Source organism: Adhaeribacter soli (assembly GCF_008727925.1).
GTDB classification, from domain to species: Bacteria; Bacteroidota; Bacteroidia; order Cytophagales; family Hymenobacteraceae; genus Adhaeribacter_A; species Adhaeribacter_A soli.
Map to the genome: position 1 here is coordinate 149249 of NZ_VTWT01000002.1, position 17391 is coordinate 166639.

Here is a 17391-nt window from a genome sequence, read left to right on the forward strand (position 1 = left end):
TTATTTCCGGAAATTAATGGCGGCGCTGGCCTGGGCTGCCGGGAACACAACAATGTCGGCCAGGTTTACGTGCGCCGGACGCGTTACTACAAACAAAATAATATCGGCAATGTCTTCGGCTTTTAAAACCTCGATGCCTTTATACGTGGCCGCTGCCCGCTCTTTGTCGCCTTTAAAGCGCACTTCCGAAAATTCGGTTTCCACCATGCCCGGATTAATTTCCGAAACCAGAATGCCTTCCCGGTTCAGATCGATGCGCATGGCCTGGGAAATAGCATCTACCGCAAATTTAGAAGCGCAATACACATTTCCGTTCGGGTAAACTTCTTTGCCGGCTATAGAACCGATGTTGATGATGCGGCCGCTTTTGCGCGTGATCATGCCCGGAATAATTTCCCGGCTCACGTACAGCAAACCCTTCACATTAATATCGATCATCATGTCCCAATCGTCGGTATCGCCGTCCTGAATGGCGCTTAACCCGTGGGCATTGCCGGCATTGTTCACCAGAATATCGATCGCTTTCCATTCCTCCGGGAGGCTCTGAATGGCTTCTTTTACCGCAACTTTATCGCGTACGTCAAATTCGAGGGTATACACCTGCCCTTCCGGCAATTCCTGCTTTAATTCTTCAAAGCGTTCGGTGCGGCGACCGGCGGCAATTATCCGGAAGCCATTTTTCCCTAAAAGCAAAGCAGTAGCGCGGCCAATGCCCGAAGTAGCGCCGGTAATAAAAACGGTACGGTTATTCATGAAAAAAGCTTATTCAAAGAACAGGTAAAGCGTAACGGAGGTGGTAGAAAGTTTCTGAAAACTCCGGCTGTAACGGTTATTATCGGCGATCAGGATATTCGGCACGCCATGCGCAACCCGGAGTTCGGGCGCAAACTTAAAGAACGGATAAAACAGGTCTATGCCCGCGCCGTATTCGATCTGAAAATTATTTTTATCTACCCGCAGTTTGTTGTCGATACGTTCGCTGCGTTTGCTGCCGCCCATATCGATCATGGGCGTAACGCCGGCCACAAAATACATGCGGCTGTTCTTGCGGCGCTTGGCGGCATATTTCACCAGGAAAGGCAGGTGCACCGTGGTGCTGGCCACTTCCTGGTCTTTGGCCTCCGTACCGTCCAGGCGGGAAAACTCGATGTTGCGGGTATTAAAACTTACACCCGGTAAAAAGCGAATGTTGAAATAATCGCCCAGTTGCCGGCTGATCACAAAACCAAGTGTAAAGGCCGGGGTAGATTTCGGGTTAGCTGCCTGGGCCGTATCGGTTTGCAACTGCGCTACATACTCCGCCGAATGCTCTACGTTAAAACGCGTAGCGGCTGCACCCAGGTAAAACCCGTAATGCATTTTCTTGCTGTCGTAATTGGGCAGGTTCTTTCCGTTGATCTTTTCCGATTTCTGGGCAAATGCCGTTCCCTGCAACAATAAAAAAAGAAGTAAACTGAAAACTACTTTATAGCGGTGTAAATAGAACATATTCCAAATGTAAGTGGCTGCCATTGCGTATTCTTAAACCCAACCTTATCCAGGATCTTCAGGAAGTCCTTGCCGTCCGGAAAAGCCTGAACCGATTCGGGCAGGTAAGTGTACGCAGCCTGGTCTTTGGAAATTACTTTTCCGAAAACCGGCAGAATGTTTTTAAAATAGAAATTATACGCTTGTTTCATCGGGAAAGCCGTCGGCTTCGAGAACTCCAGTATAACGATTCTGCCCCCCGGTTTTAGTACACGGAACATCTCGGAAAGTCCTTTTTCAAGGTTCTCAAAATTACGCACGCCAAAGGCAGCCGTTACGGCCTCGAAGCTATTGGCCTCGAACTGCAAATTTTCCGAATCGCCGCTAAAAAGCTCGATCTTATGAGCCAGGCCTTTTTTCTGAATTTTTTCCCGCCCTACGGCCAGCATACCTTCCGATATATCGATGCCGGTAACTTTTTCCGGGTTTACTTTTAAGGCCTCAATGGCCAGATCGCCGGTGCCGGTGGCAATATCCAGAATACGGGCCGGCTTACTTTTTTGGAGCAGACCGATAGCCTTTTTCCGCCAGTAAATATCGATACCGGCGCTCAGGAAATGGTTCAGGAAATCGTATTTACCGGCAATACTGTTAAACATTTGCGCTACCTGGCTTTTTTTACTGCCAGATGCGTCTTTATAAGGGACTACCGCCATGGGCTGAAATATGCTTGAACCACAAAAATACTATTCCCTTAACTATAAAAGCTAAAATATGTTGTAAAAAAAACGGGCTGAACTTTTAGCTCAGCCCGTTTTCGGGGTTTCGGTTTTGCTTACCGCTTATTTTTTCGGTTCAACCTCCGTTTTGGTCTTAACTTTAGAATCTTCGCCGGCTTTTACTTTGCCTTTGGTTTTTATTTCGCCGTCCGGCTCGATCTCGATCTTGGTTTCGTTTTTACCGTTTTCGATCTTGATCTTGGTTTCGCCTTTTTTCGAGGTTTTCACTTTCATTTCACCGTTTTCCATGGTGCCGGAAGCCGGACGAATGTTCTGCTGGGTTCCGGTACCTGTAGTTTTGGTGCCCGTGCCAGTACCACCGGTAGTGCCGCCGGTACGGTTTCTGGCGCCGCCGCCCATGGCGCTTGGCTGGTTAATTACCCGGAATTCGTCGCGGCGGTTAAGCTGCATATTCTCCGGAGAATCGTTCGGGGCAACCGGGCGTCTTTCGCCGTAGCTTACCGTTACCATGCGGCCGGCAGCAATGCCTTTTTTACGCAGGTAGTTGTAGGCAGACTTGGCGCGGTTCTCACCTAATACCATGTTGTATTCGTCGGTGGCGCGGCTATCGCAATGGCCTTCAATGGAGATGGTCATTTGCGGGTTGGCTTTCATTATGGAAGCAATGTTATCCAGTTCCCGAACCGATTCCGGACGAAGGTTATACTTGTCGGTATCGTAGTAAATGTTCTTGAACTTGATGGCCCGGGCAATCATAGAAGAATCTTCGTAAGGCACGTAAAAATCCTTCACGATGGTAGTAGTATCGTTGGTTACTACCGGAACATCAAATTCTTCGGTCGTAATATTCTTACCGTCTTTGCTTACCACTACCGAATACTTACGGCCGGAAAGCACATTCACGCTATAATTTCCAGAGTCAGGCTTGGTAATATCGCGGTAGCTGATGGCCTTTTTATCGGCGGAAGTACTGTTGAAAACCAGTTCCACACCCGGAATTACCGAGCTGTCGCGCATAGAGTAAACATGGCCTTTAATGGTTACGTTGCGGATGTAGTTAATGGTCCAGATATCTTTTTCGCCGTAGCCGCCAATGCGGTAAGAAGAAAGATACGCGTAGCTGCCATCCGGGCTCAAACGGTAGTAAGTATCATCGTCCGGCGTGTTGATCGGGTAACCCATATTTTCCGGCTTGCTCCATTTACGGGCTACCGAATCGTATTTCGTCATGAAGATGTCGTAACCACCCATGGTATTGTGGCCGCGGGAAGAGAAATACATGGTTTTTCCGTCTTTCGATAAATAAGGGCTATCGTCGTCGTACTTGGTATTGATCGGAGCGCCCATCGATTTCGGTTTGCCCCAGTCGCCACCGGCTTCGCGGGTTGAATAGTAAATATCCAGGTCGCCGTTCTCGGAATAGTGGCTGGTAGAGAAGAACAGCGTTTTGCCGTCCGGCGTAATGTAAGCGTCGCTTTCAAAAGCCTTGGTGTTGATGTTGCTGTTCAGTTTTTTCGGCTGGGTCCAGTTGCCTTCCACTTTTTCGGAGAAGAAAATATCGCCGTTCTCATCCTGGCGGTACATCAGCAACTTGGTGTCGTTATCGAAAAGCTGAATGGAAGCATCGTGGCCTTTACCATTCAGGGCGCTGCTCAAAGAATGCGGCTGTTCCCACTCATCCGGCCCGATCCGGCGGGTTTCAAAAATATCCTCGAAGTACTCGCCATCGGCGGCTGCTTTACCACCGGTCACGTTTTCCCCGCGGGAAGTAAAGAGCAGGTAATTGTCGTCGGAGGAAATAACCGGGCTATGCTCCGAATATTGGGTATTGATGGTTGGCCCCAGGTTCTTTACATAAACGTCTTTCTGTTTATTGAAGAGTTCTTTGGCGTTGCGGCTCTGCTGAATGAGCATGGCTACCTCGGCTTTGCGGCTGTCCGATTTCTTTTTCAGCGTGGCGTCGTAAGCCTTGTAGTGGTTAATGGCATCGTCGAAGCGGTAGTTGATGTGGTCTACCCGGCCCAGCCAGTACTCCACGTCTTTCGACACTTTCGGCTTCAGCTTCTGTGCTCTGTAAATGTAATCGCTGGCCTTTTCCTTGTCGAAAGCCAGGTAGCTTACCCCGGCCCGGAAAAGCGCGGTTTCGTTATCCGGTTCTTTGGCTAAAACTTTTTCGTAAAAAGGTATGGCCGCCCGGTAGTTCTCGTTTTCAAAAAACTTATTGCCTTCCTTCATCAGCTTTCTGACGCTTTGCGCCATGGTGGCGGATGCGGCAAAAAATGCCAGCATAAAGAGGAAAGTAGTCTTTTTCAACATTCTGACTGCATTATCCATGTTTAAAATAGTTAAATAAGGTGCTTATAGTTATATGGGTATTGATTGGTAAAATTCACTCGGATTCTTTGCTAACTACTATACTGGTATTACTACATATTGGTTATAATATATTTGAAAATCCTATCCTTGTCCGCAAAAAAAATTAAAAGAATTGGTGAGAGGCCCGTAAAAACCGGGGTGGTTTAAAATAGAAACAGAAGCCTGGGGCACTAAAGCTAATTGAAAACATATTTGCCTACGTTACTCCTTTAAGCCGGTTTAGGTTACTATTTTTTGGTTATCACCGCTAAATTTCCTGTCGATCAAAAGCTACCGATTCAGTCTCAGGACTTTAGAAACCGTACTGAATTGGCTAAAAAAACTGAATTCAGCGCGAAATAAAAAACATAAGGCGCAAATATATAGTTTATACCATATACTTACGCCTTATGGGCCAAAAAAATCTAAAAGAAAAACAATTATTGCTGCAATACCTTGAATTCGGTGCGCCGGTTCTGTTTCCGGCCGTCTTCAAAGCGGTTCGAGGCAATAGGTTTGCGGGCACCGTAACCTACGGCTACCATGCGGGTTTTGGCCACGCCTTTCTTAACCAGGTAATTCACTACGGCGCGGGCGCGTTTCAGAGAAAGGGCTTCGTTGTAAACGGCTTTGCCTTTATTGTCGGTATGGCCCGAAATTTCTACCCGCATACCCGGATTTTCCTGCATCAGGCCAAATAACCGGTCGAGTTCGGTGCGGGAGCTTTTGGTAAGCAGGTCTTTGCCGTATTCGAAGAAGATGTTGCGCAACACAATAGCCGCGCCAGCCTGAATTTTCTTTAATGCAATAGCTTTAGAGAGCGTATCGGGTTTATAAGCATCCGAAATTTTCAGGTCGGAGTTCTCGTAAAAATACCCTTCTTTCTGCACCAGGAGGCTGTAAGCCACGTTCTTCTTCAGCTCCAGCTCAAAAGCCCCCAGGGTATCGGCAGTCAGTTTAAGCGGGCTTCCGGCTTTGCCTTTTTCAATTAAAACCAACTGGGCTGTAAGGGGCACTCCGGAAGCTGCATCCTGCACGCGGCCGGAAAGCTTTACTTTAAGTACTGGTTTTGCGCCACTTTCCGATACCGGGCCCGAAGCAATTACCGGTTCCGGGATAACCGGCTGCACTTCGGCTTCCGCAATTAAGGAATCGGTAGCAGTAGCGGTGCGGAAAGTGGCCAGGTAAATATCTTTGTCGCCTAAACCACCGATCCGGTCGGAGCAGAAATAGCCTTGGTGACCGTTGGGAGTAGGTACAAAATAAATATCGTCGTAAGGAGTGTTCACCGGCCAGCCCAAATTTTCGGCAATGCTCCAGGCCGCGCCTTCGGAAGAGGATCGGAAAATATCGTAGCCACCCATGCTGTTGTGGCCGCGGGAACTGAAATAAAGCGTAACGCCGTCAGCGGCAATAAAAGGAGCGTCTTCGTCGTATTCGGTGTTTACGTTGGCGCCCAGGTTCATGGCTTCGCTCCAGCTGCCGTCGGGCTGTTTCATGGTCAGGTACAGGTCCAGGCCGCCAAAACCATCGGGCCGGTCGCTGGAAAAAAAAGCAAACTGCCCGTCGGGGGTAATAAAGAGGGAAGGTTCGAAATCGCGGGAATTGATAGGTTCGGGTAAAGGAACGGGCTTGCCCCAGGAGTTATTTCCAGTCCGTTTAATTGCATAAATATCGCCACCATTTTCTTCGCGGTACAAATAAAGGGTATTGCCGTCGGGTGAAATACTGGTGGCAGCATCGTGGTCGGGCGTGTTTACCGGCTTTCCGAAGGCTACGGGCGAGATCCACTTTTCTTCTTTCAGGTCGGAGAAATAAATATCTTCGGTTACTCCTTTTTTACCCGGCGTGCCGGTATGGCGCGAAGTAAAGATCAGCGTATTGCCGTTATTGGTTAAAAGCGGGGCCAGGTCGGCAGCCGGCGAATTTACCGGCGCACCAACGTTTTTAACTTCCGCCACCGCGGCGGCAGCCGTCAGCTCTTTCCCGGAACGACATTCGGTTATCCGTTTCTGCAGTTCCATGCGCTGCTCTTCGTCTTTGCGGCTGGTTTTATTCAGGACTACCTGGTATTGGGCAATGGCTTCTTCAAAGTTGTTGTTCAGGTGATAAGCGCGGGCCAGGCTCAGGGCGTAATCGGTTTTGGATTTGAACGGTTGGCTTGTTGCCTTCTGCAGAAAAGGAATGGCTTTATCGGGTTGCTGCAGTTCCAGGTAAATTAGCCCCAGGCGGCCGTTTATGCGCAAATTGTTGGGCTGGGCTTTCAGGGCCTTTTCGTAAAGAGGAAGTGCCGTTTTATAATCATTATTGAAAAATGCTTTGTCGGCGGACTTCAATGCCTTTTTCTGGTCTTGCGCCAAACCGGGCTGGTTCAGCCAGAACGTTAGAAAAAAAGCTATAAAAAGTACCCTGAAACTCATCATAAAAATCACATAACTGAAACGAACTGCTGGTTTTACTATTGCCTGTTCGCAAATATGTTAAAATAAAAGCGATATTGTTATTACTACCTGTAAAAAATTAAATCCCGATTAAAGTTCCAGGGCGGCCCCGCCTTATTCTATATAAATATAGCAAAGCCGGCCGTTTTTTTTTAAGTTTGATGCTGGAATACTATTTCTGAAGATGATTATAAAAGACGCCCGGTTTATTGCCAGCAATACGCAAGTTGATAAATGCCCCGAAACCGAACTGCCGGAATACGCTTTCATCGGCCGTTCCAACGTCGGCAAATCGTCACTCATCAACATGCTCACCAACCGGAACAAACTGGCTAAAACGTCTTCTTTTCCGGGTAAAACCCAGCTCATCAACCATTTCCTGATCAATGAATCCTGGTACCTGGTAGATTTACCGGGTTACGGCTGGGCCAAAGTAAGCAAGGACTCGCGGGAGAAGTGGGGCAAAATGATTAAAGCGTATCTGGGCCGGCGGAAAAACCTGGTTTGCGTGTTCGTGCTCATCGATTCGCGCCACGAGCCCCAGAATGCCGACCTGGAATTTATTGAAATGCTGGGTACCATGGAAGTTCCGTTCGTGCTTGTATTTACCAAAACCGATAAGCAATCTTCGGTAAAAACCGACCAGAGCATGGCTGCCTTTGGCCGTAAAATGCGCGAAACCTGGGACGAACTGCCGATGATGTTCCGGACCTCTTCGGCCGAAAAAGCCGGACGCGACGAAATTCTTGACTTTATAGAGCAAACAAACAACCAACTAAGCGAATAAAATATTAAATTGGCATTAAAATTGGGATTCCTCCGGAACTCATTTTATCTTAAAAAGCAATTTATTATGAAAGTTAAATTTTTCCTTGCAGCTGCCGGCCTGGCGTTTTTCGCCTTCAGTGCTTCCGCACAGTCCGATGCCAAAACCAAAGTAAAAACCAAAACGGAGACCACCACTACCGAAACTCCTGCCGAAGCGGCGCCCCAGAAATCGCCGGAGCCTATTGCTCCCGGTCAGGACAAAGCCGGTGGAAAAGCCGCTGACAAAGCGATTCCGGTAGCCCAGTACTACGAAGGCGGCCAGGCAGCCATGTACGAGTTCATTAACGCCAACGTACAATACCCACCCATGGCAAAACGGAACCGTATTCAGGGCCAGTGCATTGTTTCCGTTACCCTGAACGAAGACGGTACCACTACCAACATGAAGATCCTGAAGAACATTGGCGGCGGTTGCGGCGAAGAAGCTTTGCGCGTGGTAAAGCTGCTGAAGTTCAAAGCCCCGGGTTACAGCGTGCAGTCCAGCATTCCGGTTAACTTCAAACTCTAGTTTCGTAAACTCAAAGTTAAAGATTTGAATTTTCTGTAAGGCTGATTTTCAGTTTACAATTTTCAAATTTCCACATTTTCAAATTTCCACATTTAAACTATGCCTGTCGATTTAAGAGAAATTGCTTCTATTTCCGGAATGCCCGGTTTATACCGCATTGTAAGCCCAACGCGCAGCGGCGTTATTATTGAAACCCTTGCCGAAAATCCGGTACGTTCAGCCGCCCAGGCCAAGCACCGCATTTCCCTGCTGCACGAAATTTCCATTTACACCAACGATCCGGAAGTTACAGCTCCCCTTTCCGAGGTATTCGATAACATCCGGGCCAAGTACGGCGACAACGTTCCGGTAAACGGAAAATCTTCGAACCAGGAACTTGCCGCTTTTATGGAAGCAGTGCTGCCGGATTACGACCGGGAACGGGTTTACATGTCGGACATTAAAAAACTGGCAGCCTGGTATGGTATTGTAAGCAAAAACTTACCTTTTACCAAAGCAACTCCAGAGGCAAAAGAAGCTGAACCTGCTCAGGAAGAAGCCAAACCAGCCAAAAAAGCCAAAGCCGAAAAAGCGGAAGCCCCGGAAGGTGAAGCCAAACCAAAGAAAACAAAAAAGTCTGCTGAATAAGCAGACTTTTTTGTTTAAAACGGTAGCGTTTATGGGGGAAAAAACCTCACAGGTTTCAGAAACCTGTGAGGTTTGGATTGATAGCTGACCTTATGCAAGCAGGAGAAAAGTCCCCCTTTGGAGGGGGGAGGGGGAGGATTTCCATTATTTGATCAAAATATTTTTCAGATAAATCTCCTGTCCTCCCCCTACCCCCTCCAAAGGAGGACTTTAATAAACTTGCGAAACCTCAGGTATTAAATGGTATGGCTTAAGGCCTAAAAGTCGGTTTTATTCCCCGCCGCCTAAATAAAACCGGAGCGTTACCACCACGTTGCTGTTCTTAAAGTGCAGGTCGTCGAGCCATTTTACGGAATACTGGTAACGCGCATTGGCAGCAAAATTATCCCAGATACGGTATTCAACCCCGCCCATATAATTGAGATCGAACTTCTGCAGATCTTCGGTCCGGTCTTCAAAGCCGACACCAACATCCACTTTGGCGCTTAACAGGTAATCGGCAGCAAGCCCGGCCTGCAAGGTAAACTTCGGCTGAATTTTGTAGTTAAGCAGCAAGGGAACCGAAACGTAATTGAGGCGCCATTTATAAAACGCATTCGGATCGCCATATTCTACGGTATCGGATTTGCTGCCTTTCTGCAGAAACAATATTTCGGGCTGAAAACTGAATTTTTCGTTAATTTTGAAATTGGAGCTTCCCCCGAAAACAAGGCCGGCTTTATCGAACCCGCCCTGGCGGTCGCCGTCTATTTGCGAAGCGCTGGCGCCGATCACAATGGCGTTGCGGATCTGCTGGGCGTAAACGGTAGGTTTGAACAGGAAAAAACTAAAGAACGTAAACAAACATAAACATTTTTTCATAGCACTGGTTTGGAAGATAATCTCGATAAAGCAGTAGTGGAAACCGTGAACCGGAACTTTGAACTGAAGCTCCGCCGCCGGATCATACCCGAAAGCGAATTCCTGGAAATTCTAAGCCTGGCCATTGCCCATTTGCTCAACAATAATACTCAAAAATTACTTTCCGTACTATACCGGCTCGATGTGGATGAAAACAAGTTCCGGCAGGCTTTGCTGGCGGAAGACTCGCGGCAGGCCGCCGGCAATATTGCAGCACTGGTATTAGCCCGGGAAAAACAGAAACTGGAGTTCCGAAGGAGGTATTCCAGCTGATTTTTTTTGTTGCTGTTCCTGTTACTTTCATACTCCTTACTTTTCCTGTTGATTTAAATTGACACCCAGTGTGTTTTGCTTTCGATCTTTGATCCTGGACGAAGAGCTTCAATTAACTTTTTAAATCTACCTTTCGGGCATAAAAAAGCCGCAACTGTTATGATACGGTTGCGGCTTTTAAGATTATATCTCCAGGAAAACAATTACGCCTGTACCAGCGCAGCTTCCGATTTTTTCAGCATTTCGGTAACCTTGTCTACCATTTCCGGCGAACCGATTACCAGTGGGCAACGCTGGTGCAGCGAGGTTGGCTCCAGTTCCATAATGCGGTTAACGCCATCGGTGGCTTTACCGCCGGCCTGTTCGATAATGAAAGCCAGGGAGTTACACTCGTACATTAAACGCAGCTTGCCGTTTGGCGCTTTGAGGGTAGAAGGGTAAATATAAACGCCGCCTTTCAGCAGGTTCCGGTGGAAATCTGCTACCAAAGAACCGATGTAACGGGCCGAATATTCGTTGCTTTTGCAGTACTCTACATAATCTTTAATGCCTTGCGGGAAAGAGTTGTAGCTGCCTTCGTTAATAGAGTAGGTTTTACCGGTTTTCGGTGTTTTGATATCCGGGTGGCTCAGGAAGTATTCTCCCAGCGATGGCTCGTAGGTAAAGCCATTCACACCGTTGCCGGTAGTATACACCAGCATGGTAGAAGAACCATAAATCACGTAACCAGCCGCTACCTGTTCCACGCCGCGCTGTAAGCAGTCGGTCAGGTCGCCATCGCAGCCCTGGCTGGTCTTGCGGCGGTAAATAGAAAAAATGGTACCGATAGAAACGTTCACGTCGATGTTGGAAGAACCGTCGAGCGGGTCCATGGCCACGATGTATTTGCCGTGCGGGTTACCGGTCTGGATAATATCTTCATCTTCTTCTGAAATAATGGTGCAAACCTCGCCCCCGTTACGGAACGCCCGGATAAAGCGGATATTGGCAATTACATCGAGCTTCTGCTGCTCTTCGCCCTGCACGTTCTGGTTACCATAAGCACCTGCAATATCCAAAAGGCCGGCCCGGTTAATTTCCCGGTTCACGATTTTGGAAGCAAGGGCAATGTCGCGGAGCAATTGGGAAAGTTCGCCGGTGGCATACGGAAAATCTTTCTCTTTGCGCATAATAAAACGGTCGAGGGTCGTTCCAACAGGAAGCGCTAACTTAGAGTCCATGGTTTTTATGGGTTGTATGGGTTTGTTATGTGAAGGTGAATGATGACACAAAAATATATTAATTTGTCCGATATAACCAAGTTATCTACATTTACAGCCGGATAAATTGAGTGAACATGCAGATTTTTAAGTTCGGCGGCGCTTCGGTTAAGGATGCGGCAGCATTTCGGAACGTTCGGTTTATTGTTCAGAACTATAGCGTTCCGGGGGAATTATTAATTGTGGTCTCCGCCATCGGGAAAACTACCAACGCCCTCGAAACCATCTTCAGCAAAGCTCACGGAAACCTTATATACGAAGAAGACCTTTTAAAGTTAAAAGACTACCATTTTTCGGTGGCTTCCGAATTGTTTTCTCAGAACGAAAACCGGGTTTTCCAGCACCTCGAACTTTTGTTTGCCAACCTGCAGGAACAGCTCCAAAACCTGGTTCCCGATAAATTCGACCAGCAATACGACCAGATCATTTCCTTCGGCGAACTGCTGGCCTCTACCCTGCTTCACCATTACCTGAAAACCGAAAACCTGCCGGCCGTCTGGCTCGATTGCCGCAAATACATCCAGACCGACAGTACCTGGCGCGAAGGCAAAGTAGACTGGACCTGGACCGAAAAACTGATCCAGCGCGACCTGCCGGAAATGCTGAGTAATGGCAACATCATCGTAACCCAGGGCTTTATCGGTGGCACTTCCAACGGACAAACCACCACGCTGGGCCGCGAAGGTTCGGATTACAGCGCGGCCATTTTTGCCTATTGTTTGCGCGCCGAAAAAATGACCATCTGGAAAGACGTAGCCGGTTTACTGAACGCCGATCCGAAGATTTTTCCGAATACGGTGCGTTACCCGCAAATCTCTTACCAGGAAACCATCGAGATGGCGTACTACGGTGCTTCAGTGATTCACCCCAAAACCATTAAACCGCTCGCCGACCGGCAGATTCCGCTGTTCGTAAAATCGTTCCTGGATCCGGAAAGCGAAGGCACGAGAATCGGTATTTGTCCGCACGAAAAACTGGCGCCGGCCTTTATTCTGAAGCAGAACCAATGTTTAATTTCCTTTGGCGTGAAAGATTTTTCCTTTATTTCGGAGCAGAATTTAAGCACCATTTTCCACGTACTTTCCGAGCTCCGCATTAAAATAAACCTGATGCAGAACTCCGCCATCTCCTTTTCCATCTGCACCGATTACGACCCTACCCGGCTGGAAAAGCTCATAGAAACCTTGCGCGACCAATTCCAGATCCAGTACAACATTTCCCTGCAACTTTTCACCATTAAAAACTACGATTCGGAAAGCATCCGGAATTTAACCGCCGGCAAAGAAATTCTGCTCGAGCAACGGACGCGGAATACGTACCAGTTTGCCTGCAGGGCTTAATTGTTAAATTGTTGATTGTTAATTGTTGATTGTTAATTGTTGATTGTTGATTGTTAATTGTTGATTGTTGATTGGTGCATTGATAGAATTGCTTTACATCAAGCTTATACCTAATTTTCTTGTTTTATTAGCGTTTAATTATTCTGGCTCTATTCAAAAAAAACAAACCGCAAAATGGTATTTGATCTGCAACCGAAACTGGAAAATGACAAGGTGAGCCTTACGCCCTTAGCAGAGGTGGATTTTGATTCGTTGTATGCCGTAGCGTCTGACCCTAAGATCTGGGAGCAACATCCCAATAAAGACCGGTGGAAGCAGGACGTTTTCCGGACCTTTTTTGATGGAGCGCTTCAAAGCAAAGGCGCCTTTAAAATAACCGACAAAGCTACCGGTAAAATTGCCGGCAGCACCCGCGTGTACGATTACAACGAGCAAGACAAGAGTATTCTGATCGGTTACACGTTCCTGGGCAGAGAATTCTGGGGGAAAGGCATAAACACCTCGGTAAAAGCGGTACTGCTAAATTACCTTTTCCGGTTTGTTTCCCGGGTTTACTTCCATATCGGAGCCGTGAACACCCGTTCCCAGATAGCAATTGGCCGTTTAGGCGCTGAAAAGATCGGTGAACAGGAAATTGCCTATTTCGGAGAACTGCCGAAACTAAATTATATCTACCGGATCAAAAAAGAAGACTGGCTGGCAAATCCTACCGGTCTGGCGTATTGAAACGATCAGGATTCAGCCACTTCCAGAAATGCGGAAATTTAAAAGCTATTGTAAGAAACTCTTTCTACTTTTATCCTCAAACTTCACTCCCAAACGCTATCATTTCAAGCCAAAAGTCCAGCATCTAATATCCAGCATCTAACATCTAAATAAATGGAATTCATAAAAGTTACCCCAAACCACCGCGAATACATTGCCCTCATCGAGTTGAACCGTCCGAAAGAACTCAATGCCCTGAACCTGCAACTGATGGGCGAATTACGCGACGCGCTAAAGCAACTCGACGATGATGACAGCGTGCGCGCCATTGTACTGACCGGCAACGAACGCGCTTTTGCCGCCGGCGCCGACATCAAGCAAATGGCCGGCAAAACCGCCATCGATATGTTCAACATCGACCAGTTCTCTACCTGGGATCAGATCAAGAAAACTAAGAAGCCGATCATTGCCGCGGTATCCGGTTTTGCCTTAGGCGGCGGTTGCGAACTGGCCATGACCTGCGACATGATCATTGCTTCGGAAACCGCACAATTTGGTCAGCCGGAAATTAAAATTGGCGTAATGCCCGGCGCGGGTGGCACCCAGCGTTTAACCAAAGCGTTAGGCAAAGCCAAAGCCATGGAAATGGTACTGACCGGCAAATTTATTTCGGCCGAAGAAGCCGAAAAACATGGTTTGGTAAACCGCGTGGTACCGGTAGAATTGTACTTAGATGAAGCGCTGAAACTAGCCGGTGAAATTGCCAAAATGAGCCCGGTAGCCGTGAAACTGGCCAAGGAAAGCGTAAACCGTTCGTTTGAAACCGGCTTGGATGAAGGCTTGTATTTCGAGCGCAAAAATTTCTACATGTGTTTTGCTTCCGAAGACCAGAAAGAAGGCATGAATGCTTTCGTAGAGAAACGCGCACCGCAGTTTACGGGGAAGTAACCCCACCCCAACCCTCCCCTAAAAACAGGGGAGGGAGTTTTTTCTTCGCAAATTTTCATCTGCATTCTTTTTCTTGGCGCAAGTGTTAAGCCGGAGGCGTCACTTGGGCTTAAAAGGCAGAAACCAATCTCCAGACTGACGTAATCCGGGAAAGTAAGTGTTTTCTATTCAAAATTCGGAAGTCCGGAGACTTCCACTTGTTCTTTAAGCCCAAGTGACGCCTCCGGCTTAACACTTGCGCCAGTAATACTTTACTTAACCTTACACATTCCCGATCAAAGTCCTCCCCTGTTTTTAGGGGAGGATTTAGGAGGGGTCATAGGTACACCAACAAAAAAGCCGCTGAATTAACTTCAGCGGCTTTTTTGTTGGTGATCAAAACATCTTCAAATTTTCAAATCTCCAAATCTTCAAATAAAGGAAAATTAATTCATAGAATGCATGGCAAGTTTGTTGCCTTCGGTATCGATGAAGATAGCCATGTAACCGTTTTCCGGAGAGATCTGGAATTTTTCCATCACCACGCTACCTCCTGCGGCTTCTACTTTGGCTAAGGCGTTCGAAAGGTCTTCGCCGCCGTTCAGGTACAGTAGAGGGCCTTTAGCAGATGGCTCGTAGCCCTGACCTTTTACCAGCGCGCCGGCTACACCCGTATCCTGGCTGTGCGCAAAAATGCCCATTTCCTGGTCTTCGCCGTAAGGCATGGTTTGTACTTCGATGCCGAAAACGGTGTTGTAGAATTTAGAGGCGCGGTCCATGTCGGAAACCGGAATTTCGAACCAGTTAATGTAATTGGTTTTCATAATTTTATTTATCGGTTTAGGTTTTTTGCTTCAGCAAGATAGCATTTTTCCGGAACAACCGGCAAACATTTCCCTTCGTTTAAACATTTCTTATTTCATGTTCTGCAAGCGGGCCAATGCGCTGCAGAAAAAATATGCGGAGTACCTTACCTTTTTCCCGAAAACTTGTTAAATTTCAAATCCGGAAACGATTTTTAGAGTAGGCCTTACTTTTTCAGGCCTTTCCCTTAGCGTTTTCAGATCTTCAAATCTCCAACTCTTCAAATTTGACCATGCAACCAGACATCACTTCTTTCGACGAATATCAGAAACAGTATCAGTATAGCGTAGAAAACCCGGAAGCTTTCTGGGCCGGCATTGCCGAAAAATTTACCTGGCGCAAAAAGTGGGACGAAGTGCTGAACTGGAATTTCCGGGAACCGAAAGTGGAGTGGTTTAAGGGCGGCCAACTGAACATTACCGAAAACGTGCTGGACCGGCACCTGGAAGAACGCGGCGACCAGCCGGCCATTATCTGGGAGCCCAACGATCCGGACGAAAGCAACATTGTATTGTCGTACATCGAGTTGCACATCAAGGTTTGCCAACTGGCGAATGTCCTTTTGCGAAACGGCGTTACCAAAGGCGACCGCGTTTGCATTTACCTGCCCATGGTGCCCGAACTGGCCATTGCATTATTGGCCTGCGCGCGCATCGGCGCAATTCATTCCGTGGTTTTTGGCGGTTTTTCCGCCCAAGCCTTAGCCGATAGAATAAACGACAGTGGTTGTAAAATGCTGCTTACCGCCGATGCTTCGTACCGCGGAGCCAAAACATCGCCCATAAAAGAAATTGCCGACGAAGCCTTAACGCAAACGCCAACCATTGAAAAAGTATTGGTTCTGCGGCGTACCGGCACCGAAGTTTCCATGACCGAAGGCCGCGACCTTTGGTGGCACGACGAACTGAACGAAGTAGATTCCGATAACGAAGCCGTTACAGTAGACGCCGAGCATCCGCTCTTCATTCTTTATACCTCAGGCTCTACCGGCAAACCGAAAGGCGTGGTGCACACCACCGGCGGTTACATGGTTTATACCGATTACACGTTCCGCAATGTTTTCCAGTACCAGCAAGGCGAAATTTACTGGTGCACCGCCGATATTGGCTGGATTACCGGCCACTCTTACATTGTGTATGGTCCGTTGCTTGCCGGTGCCACCACGCTCATGTTTGAAGGGGTGCCTACTTACCCGGACGCCGGCCGTTACTGGGAAGTTATCGAGAAATACGGCGTGAATATTTTCTACACATCCCCAACGGCTATCCGGTCGCTGGAAGCATTCGGTCCGGAGATTCCGGAAAAATTTGAGATGAAAAGCCTGCGGGTATTAGGCTCCGTGGGCGAACCGATAAACGAAGAAGCCTGGCATTGGTACGATGAACACGTAGGCCGCAAACGCTGCCCCATTGTAGATACCTGGTGGCAAACCGAAAACGGCGGCATTCTTATTTCGCCGCTGGCCGGAATTACGCCCACCAAGCCAGGTTACGCCATGCTGCCCCTGCCGGGCGTGCAGCCCGTTTTAGTAGATAACGAAGGCAAAATAATAGAAGGCAATGGTGTGGAAGGCAACCTGTGCCTCAAATTCCCGTGGCCGGGCATGTTCCGCACCACGTGGGGCGACCACGAGCGCTGCCGCCAGAATTACTTTGCCACTTACCCCAACCTTTACTTTACCGGCGACGGCTGCAAACGCGACAAGGAGGGTTATTACCGTATCATGGGCCGCGTAGACGATGTCATAAACGTTTCCGGGCACCGCTTTGGCACTGCCGAAATTGAGAATGCCATAGACGAACACCCGAACGTAATAGAAAGCGCTGTGGTAGGTTATCCGCACGACATTAAAGGACAGGCCATTTACGCCTACGTGATATGTGAGCATCATCCCGAAAATGAAACGCAACTGATAGCCGAAATAAACCAAAGCGTGAATAAGATTATCGGCCCGATTGCGCGCCCGGAAAAGATCCAGGTAGTAACCGGCCTGCCCAAAACCCGCTCCGGCAAAATTATGCGCCGTATTCTAAGGAAAATTGCCGAAGGCGAAACCGGAAATTTAGGCGATACTTCGACGTTGCTGGATCCGGAAGTGGTGGAGGAAATTAAGGCGGGGGCTTTGAAGTTGAAAGGGAGAGAGAAGGTTTAACGGAA

General features: G+C 48.0%; 16 protein-coding genes. 8 read left to right on the top strand and 8 right to left on the bottom strand.

Translation table 11 applies throughout. The annotated features are described in order from the left end of the window. From F0P94_RS04160 to F0P94_RS04180, 5 genes are all read right to left on the bottom strand, one after another. Positions 1 to 753, bottom strand: coding sequence for an SDR family NAD(P)-dependent oxidoreductase (locus F0P94_RS04160; protein WP_150902557.1), 753 nt, complete (start codon positions 751 to 753; stop codon positions 1 to 3). 9 nt (positions 754 to 762) lie between these two features. Further along, complete coding sequence (porT, locus tag F0P94_RS04165) at positions 763 to 1488, bottom strand: type IX secretion/gliding motility protein PorT/SprT (RefSeq protein ID WP_191906910.1); 726 nt, start codon at positions 1486 to 1488, stop codon at positions 763 to 765. Next, positions 1461 to 2183, bottom strand: a complete 723-nt coding sequence (ubiE, locus tag F0P94_RS04170; protein WP_150902559.1) for a bifunctional demethylmenaquinone methyltransferase/2-methoxy-6-polyprenyl-1,4-benzoquinol methylase UbiE — start codon at positions 2181 to 2183, stop codon at positions 1461 to 1463. The genes porT and ubiE overlap by 28 nt, the downstream gene beginning before the upstream one ends. A 126-nt stretch (positions 2184 to 2309) precedes the next feature. Then, positions 2310 to 4541, bottom strand: coding sequence for an OmpA family protein (locus F0P94_RS04175; protein WP_225307115.1), 2232 nt, complete (start codon positions 4539 to 4541; stop codon positions 2310 to 2312). A 461-nt stretch (positions 4542 to 5002) separates the two neighbouring features. Next, on the bottom strand, positions 5003 to 6985 hold the full coding sequence (locus F0P94_RS04180; RefSeq protein ID WP_150902560.1) for an OmpA family protein: 1983 nt from the start codon (positions 6983 to 6985) through the stop codon (positions 5003 to 5005). Positions 6986 to 7187: 202 nt separating this feature from the next. Between F0P94_RS04180 and yihA the strand changes: the two genes are divergently transcribed. From yihA to F0P94_RS04195, 3 genes are all read left to right on the top strand, one after another. Further along, the gene (gene yihA / locus F0P94_RS04185; RefSeq protein WP_150902561.1) at positions 7188 to 7790 is read left to right on the top strand and encodes a ribosome biogenesis GTP-binding protein YihA/YsxC; all 603 of its coding nucleotides are present in this window, start codon (positions 7188 to 7190) and stop codon (positions 7788 to 7790) included. 66 nt (positions 7791 to 7856) lie between these two features. Continuing rightward, positions 7857 to 8339: an energy transducer TonB gene (locus tag F0P94_RS04190; protein ID WP_150902562.1), complete on the top strand. Its 483-nt coding sequence runs from the start codon at positions 7857 to 7859 to the stop codon at positions 8337 to 8339. Positions 8340 to 8438: 99 nt separating this feature from the next. Next, positions 8439 to 8966 carry a DUF5606 family protein gene (locus F0P94_RS04195; RefSeq protein WP_150902563.1) on the top strand — a complete coding sequence of 176 codons (528 nt, stop codon included), beginning with the start codon at positions 8439 to 8441 and terminating at the stop codon, positions 8964 to 8966. A gap of 270 nt (positions 8967 to 9236) precedes the next feature. On the opposite strand, the gene F0P94_RS04200 is transcribed toward F0P94_RS04195, so the two are convergent. Then, positions 9237 to 9827, bottom strand: a complete 591-nt coding sequence (locus tag F0P94_RS04200) for a porin family protein (RefSeq protein ID WP_150902564.1) — start codon at positions 9825 to 9827, stop codon at positions 9237 to 9239. 9 nt (positions 9828 to 9836) lie between these two features. Here F0P94_RS04200 and F0P94_RS04205 point away from each other — a divergent pair, with 9 nt between their 5' ends. Continuing rightward, positions 9837 to 10139, top strand: a complete 303-nt coding sequence (locus F0P94_RS04205; RefSeq protein ID WP_150902565.1) for a hypothetical protein — start codon at positions 9837 to 9839, stop codon at positions 10137 to 10139. 203 nt (positions 10140 to 10342) lie between these two features. Here the strand turns inward: F0P94_RS04205 and fbp are convergent, their stop codons facing one another. Beyond that, the gene (fbp, locus tag F0P94_RS04210; RefSeq protein ID WP_150902566.1) at positions 10343 to 11359 is read right to left on the bottom strand and encodes a class 1 fructose-bisphosphatase; all 1017 of its coding nucleotides are present in this window, start codon (positions 11357 to 11359) and stop codon (positions 10343 to 10345) included. Positions 11360 to 11475: 116 nt separating this feature from the next. Between fbp and F0P94_RS04215 the strand changes: the two genes are divergently transcribed. The 3 genes from F0P94_RS04215 (at position 11476) to F0P94_RS04225 (ending at position 14391) form a co-directional block, all read left to right on the top strand. Continuing rightward, positions 11476 to 12738: an aspartate kinase gene (locus F0P94_RS04215; RefSeq protein ID WP_150902567.1), complete on the top strand. Its 1263-nt coding sequence runs from the start codon at positions 11476 to 11478 to the stop codon at positions 12736 to 12738. A gap of 174 nt (positions 12739 to 12912) precedes the next feature. Then, a complete protein-coding gene (locus tag F0P94_RS04220; RefSeq protein WP_150902568.1) occupies positions 12913 to 13464 on the top strand; it encodes a GNAT family N-acetyltransferase in 552 nt (183 codons plus the stop codon). 153 nt (positions 13465 to 13617) lie between these two features. Beyond that, positions 13618 to 14391 (top strand): enoyl-CoA hydratase-related protein, encoded by a 774-nt coding sequence (locus tag F0P94_RS04225; protein WP_150902569.1) that lies wholly within the window; start codon positions 13618 to 13620, stop codon positions 14389 to 14391. 425 nt (positions 14392 to 14816) lie between these two features. Here F0P94_RS04225 and F0P94_RS04230 read toward each other — a convergent pair whose 3' ends face one another. Continuing rightward, entirely contained in the window at positions 14817 to 15194 is a 378-nt protein-coding gene (locus F0P94_RS04230) for a VOC family protein (RefSeq protein WP_150902570.1), read from the bottom strand. Between the two features lie 272 nt (positions 15195 to 15466). On the opposite strand from F0P94_RS04230, the gene acs reads away from it, so the two are divergent. After that, the gene (acs, locus tag F0P94_RS04235) at positions 15467 to 17386 is read left to right on the top strand and encodes an acetate--CoA ligase (protein ID WP_150902571.1); all 1920 of its coding nucleotides are present in this window, start codon (positions 15467 to 15469) and stop codon (positions 17384 to 17386) included. Positions 17387 to 17391: the final 5 nt, after the last annotated feature.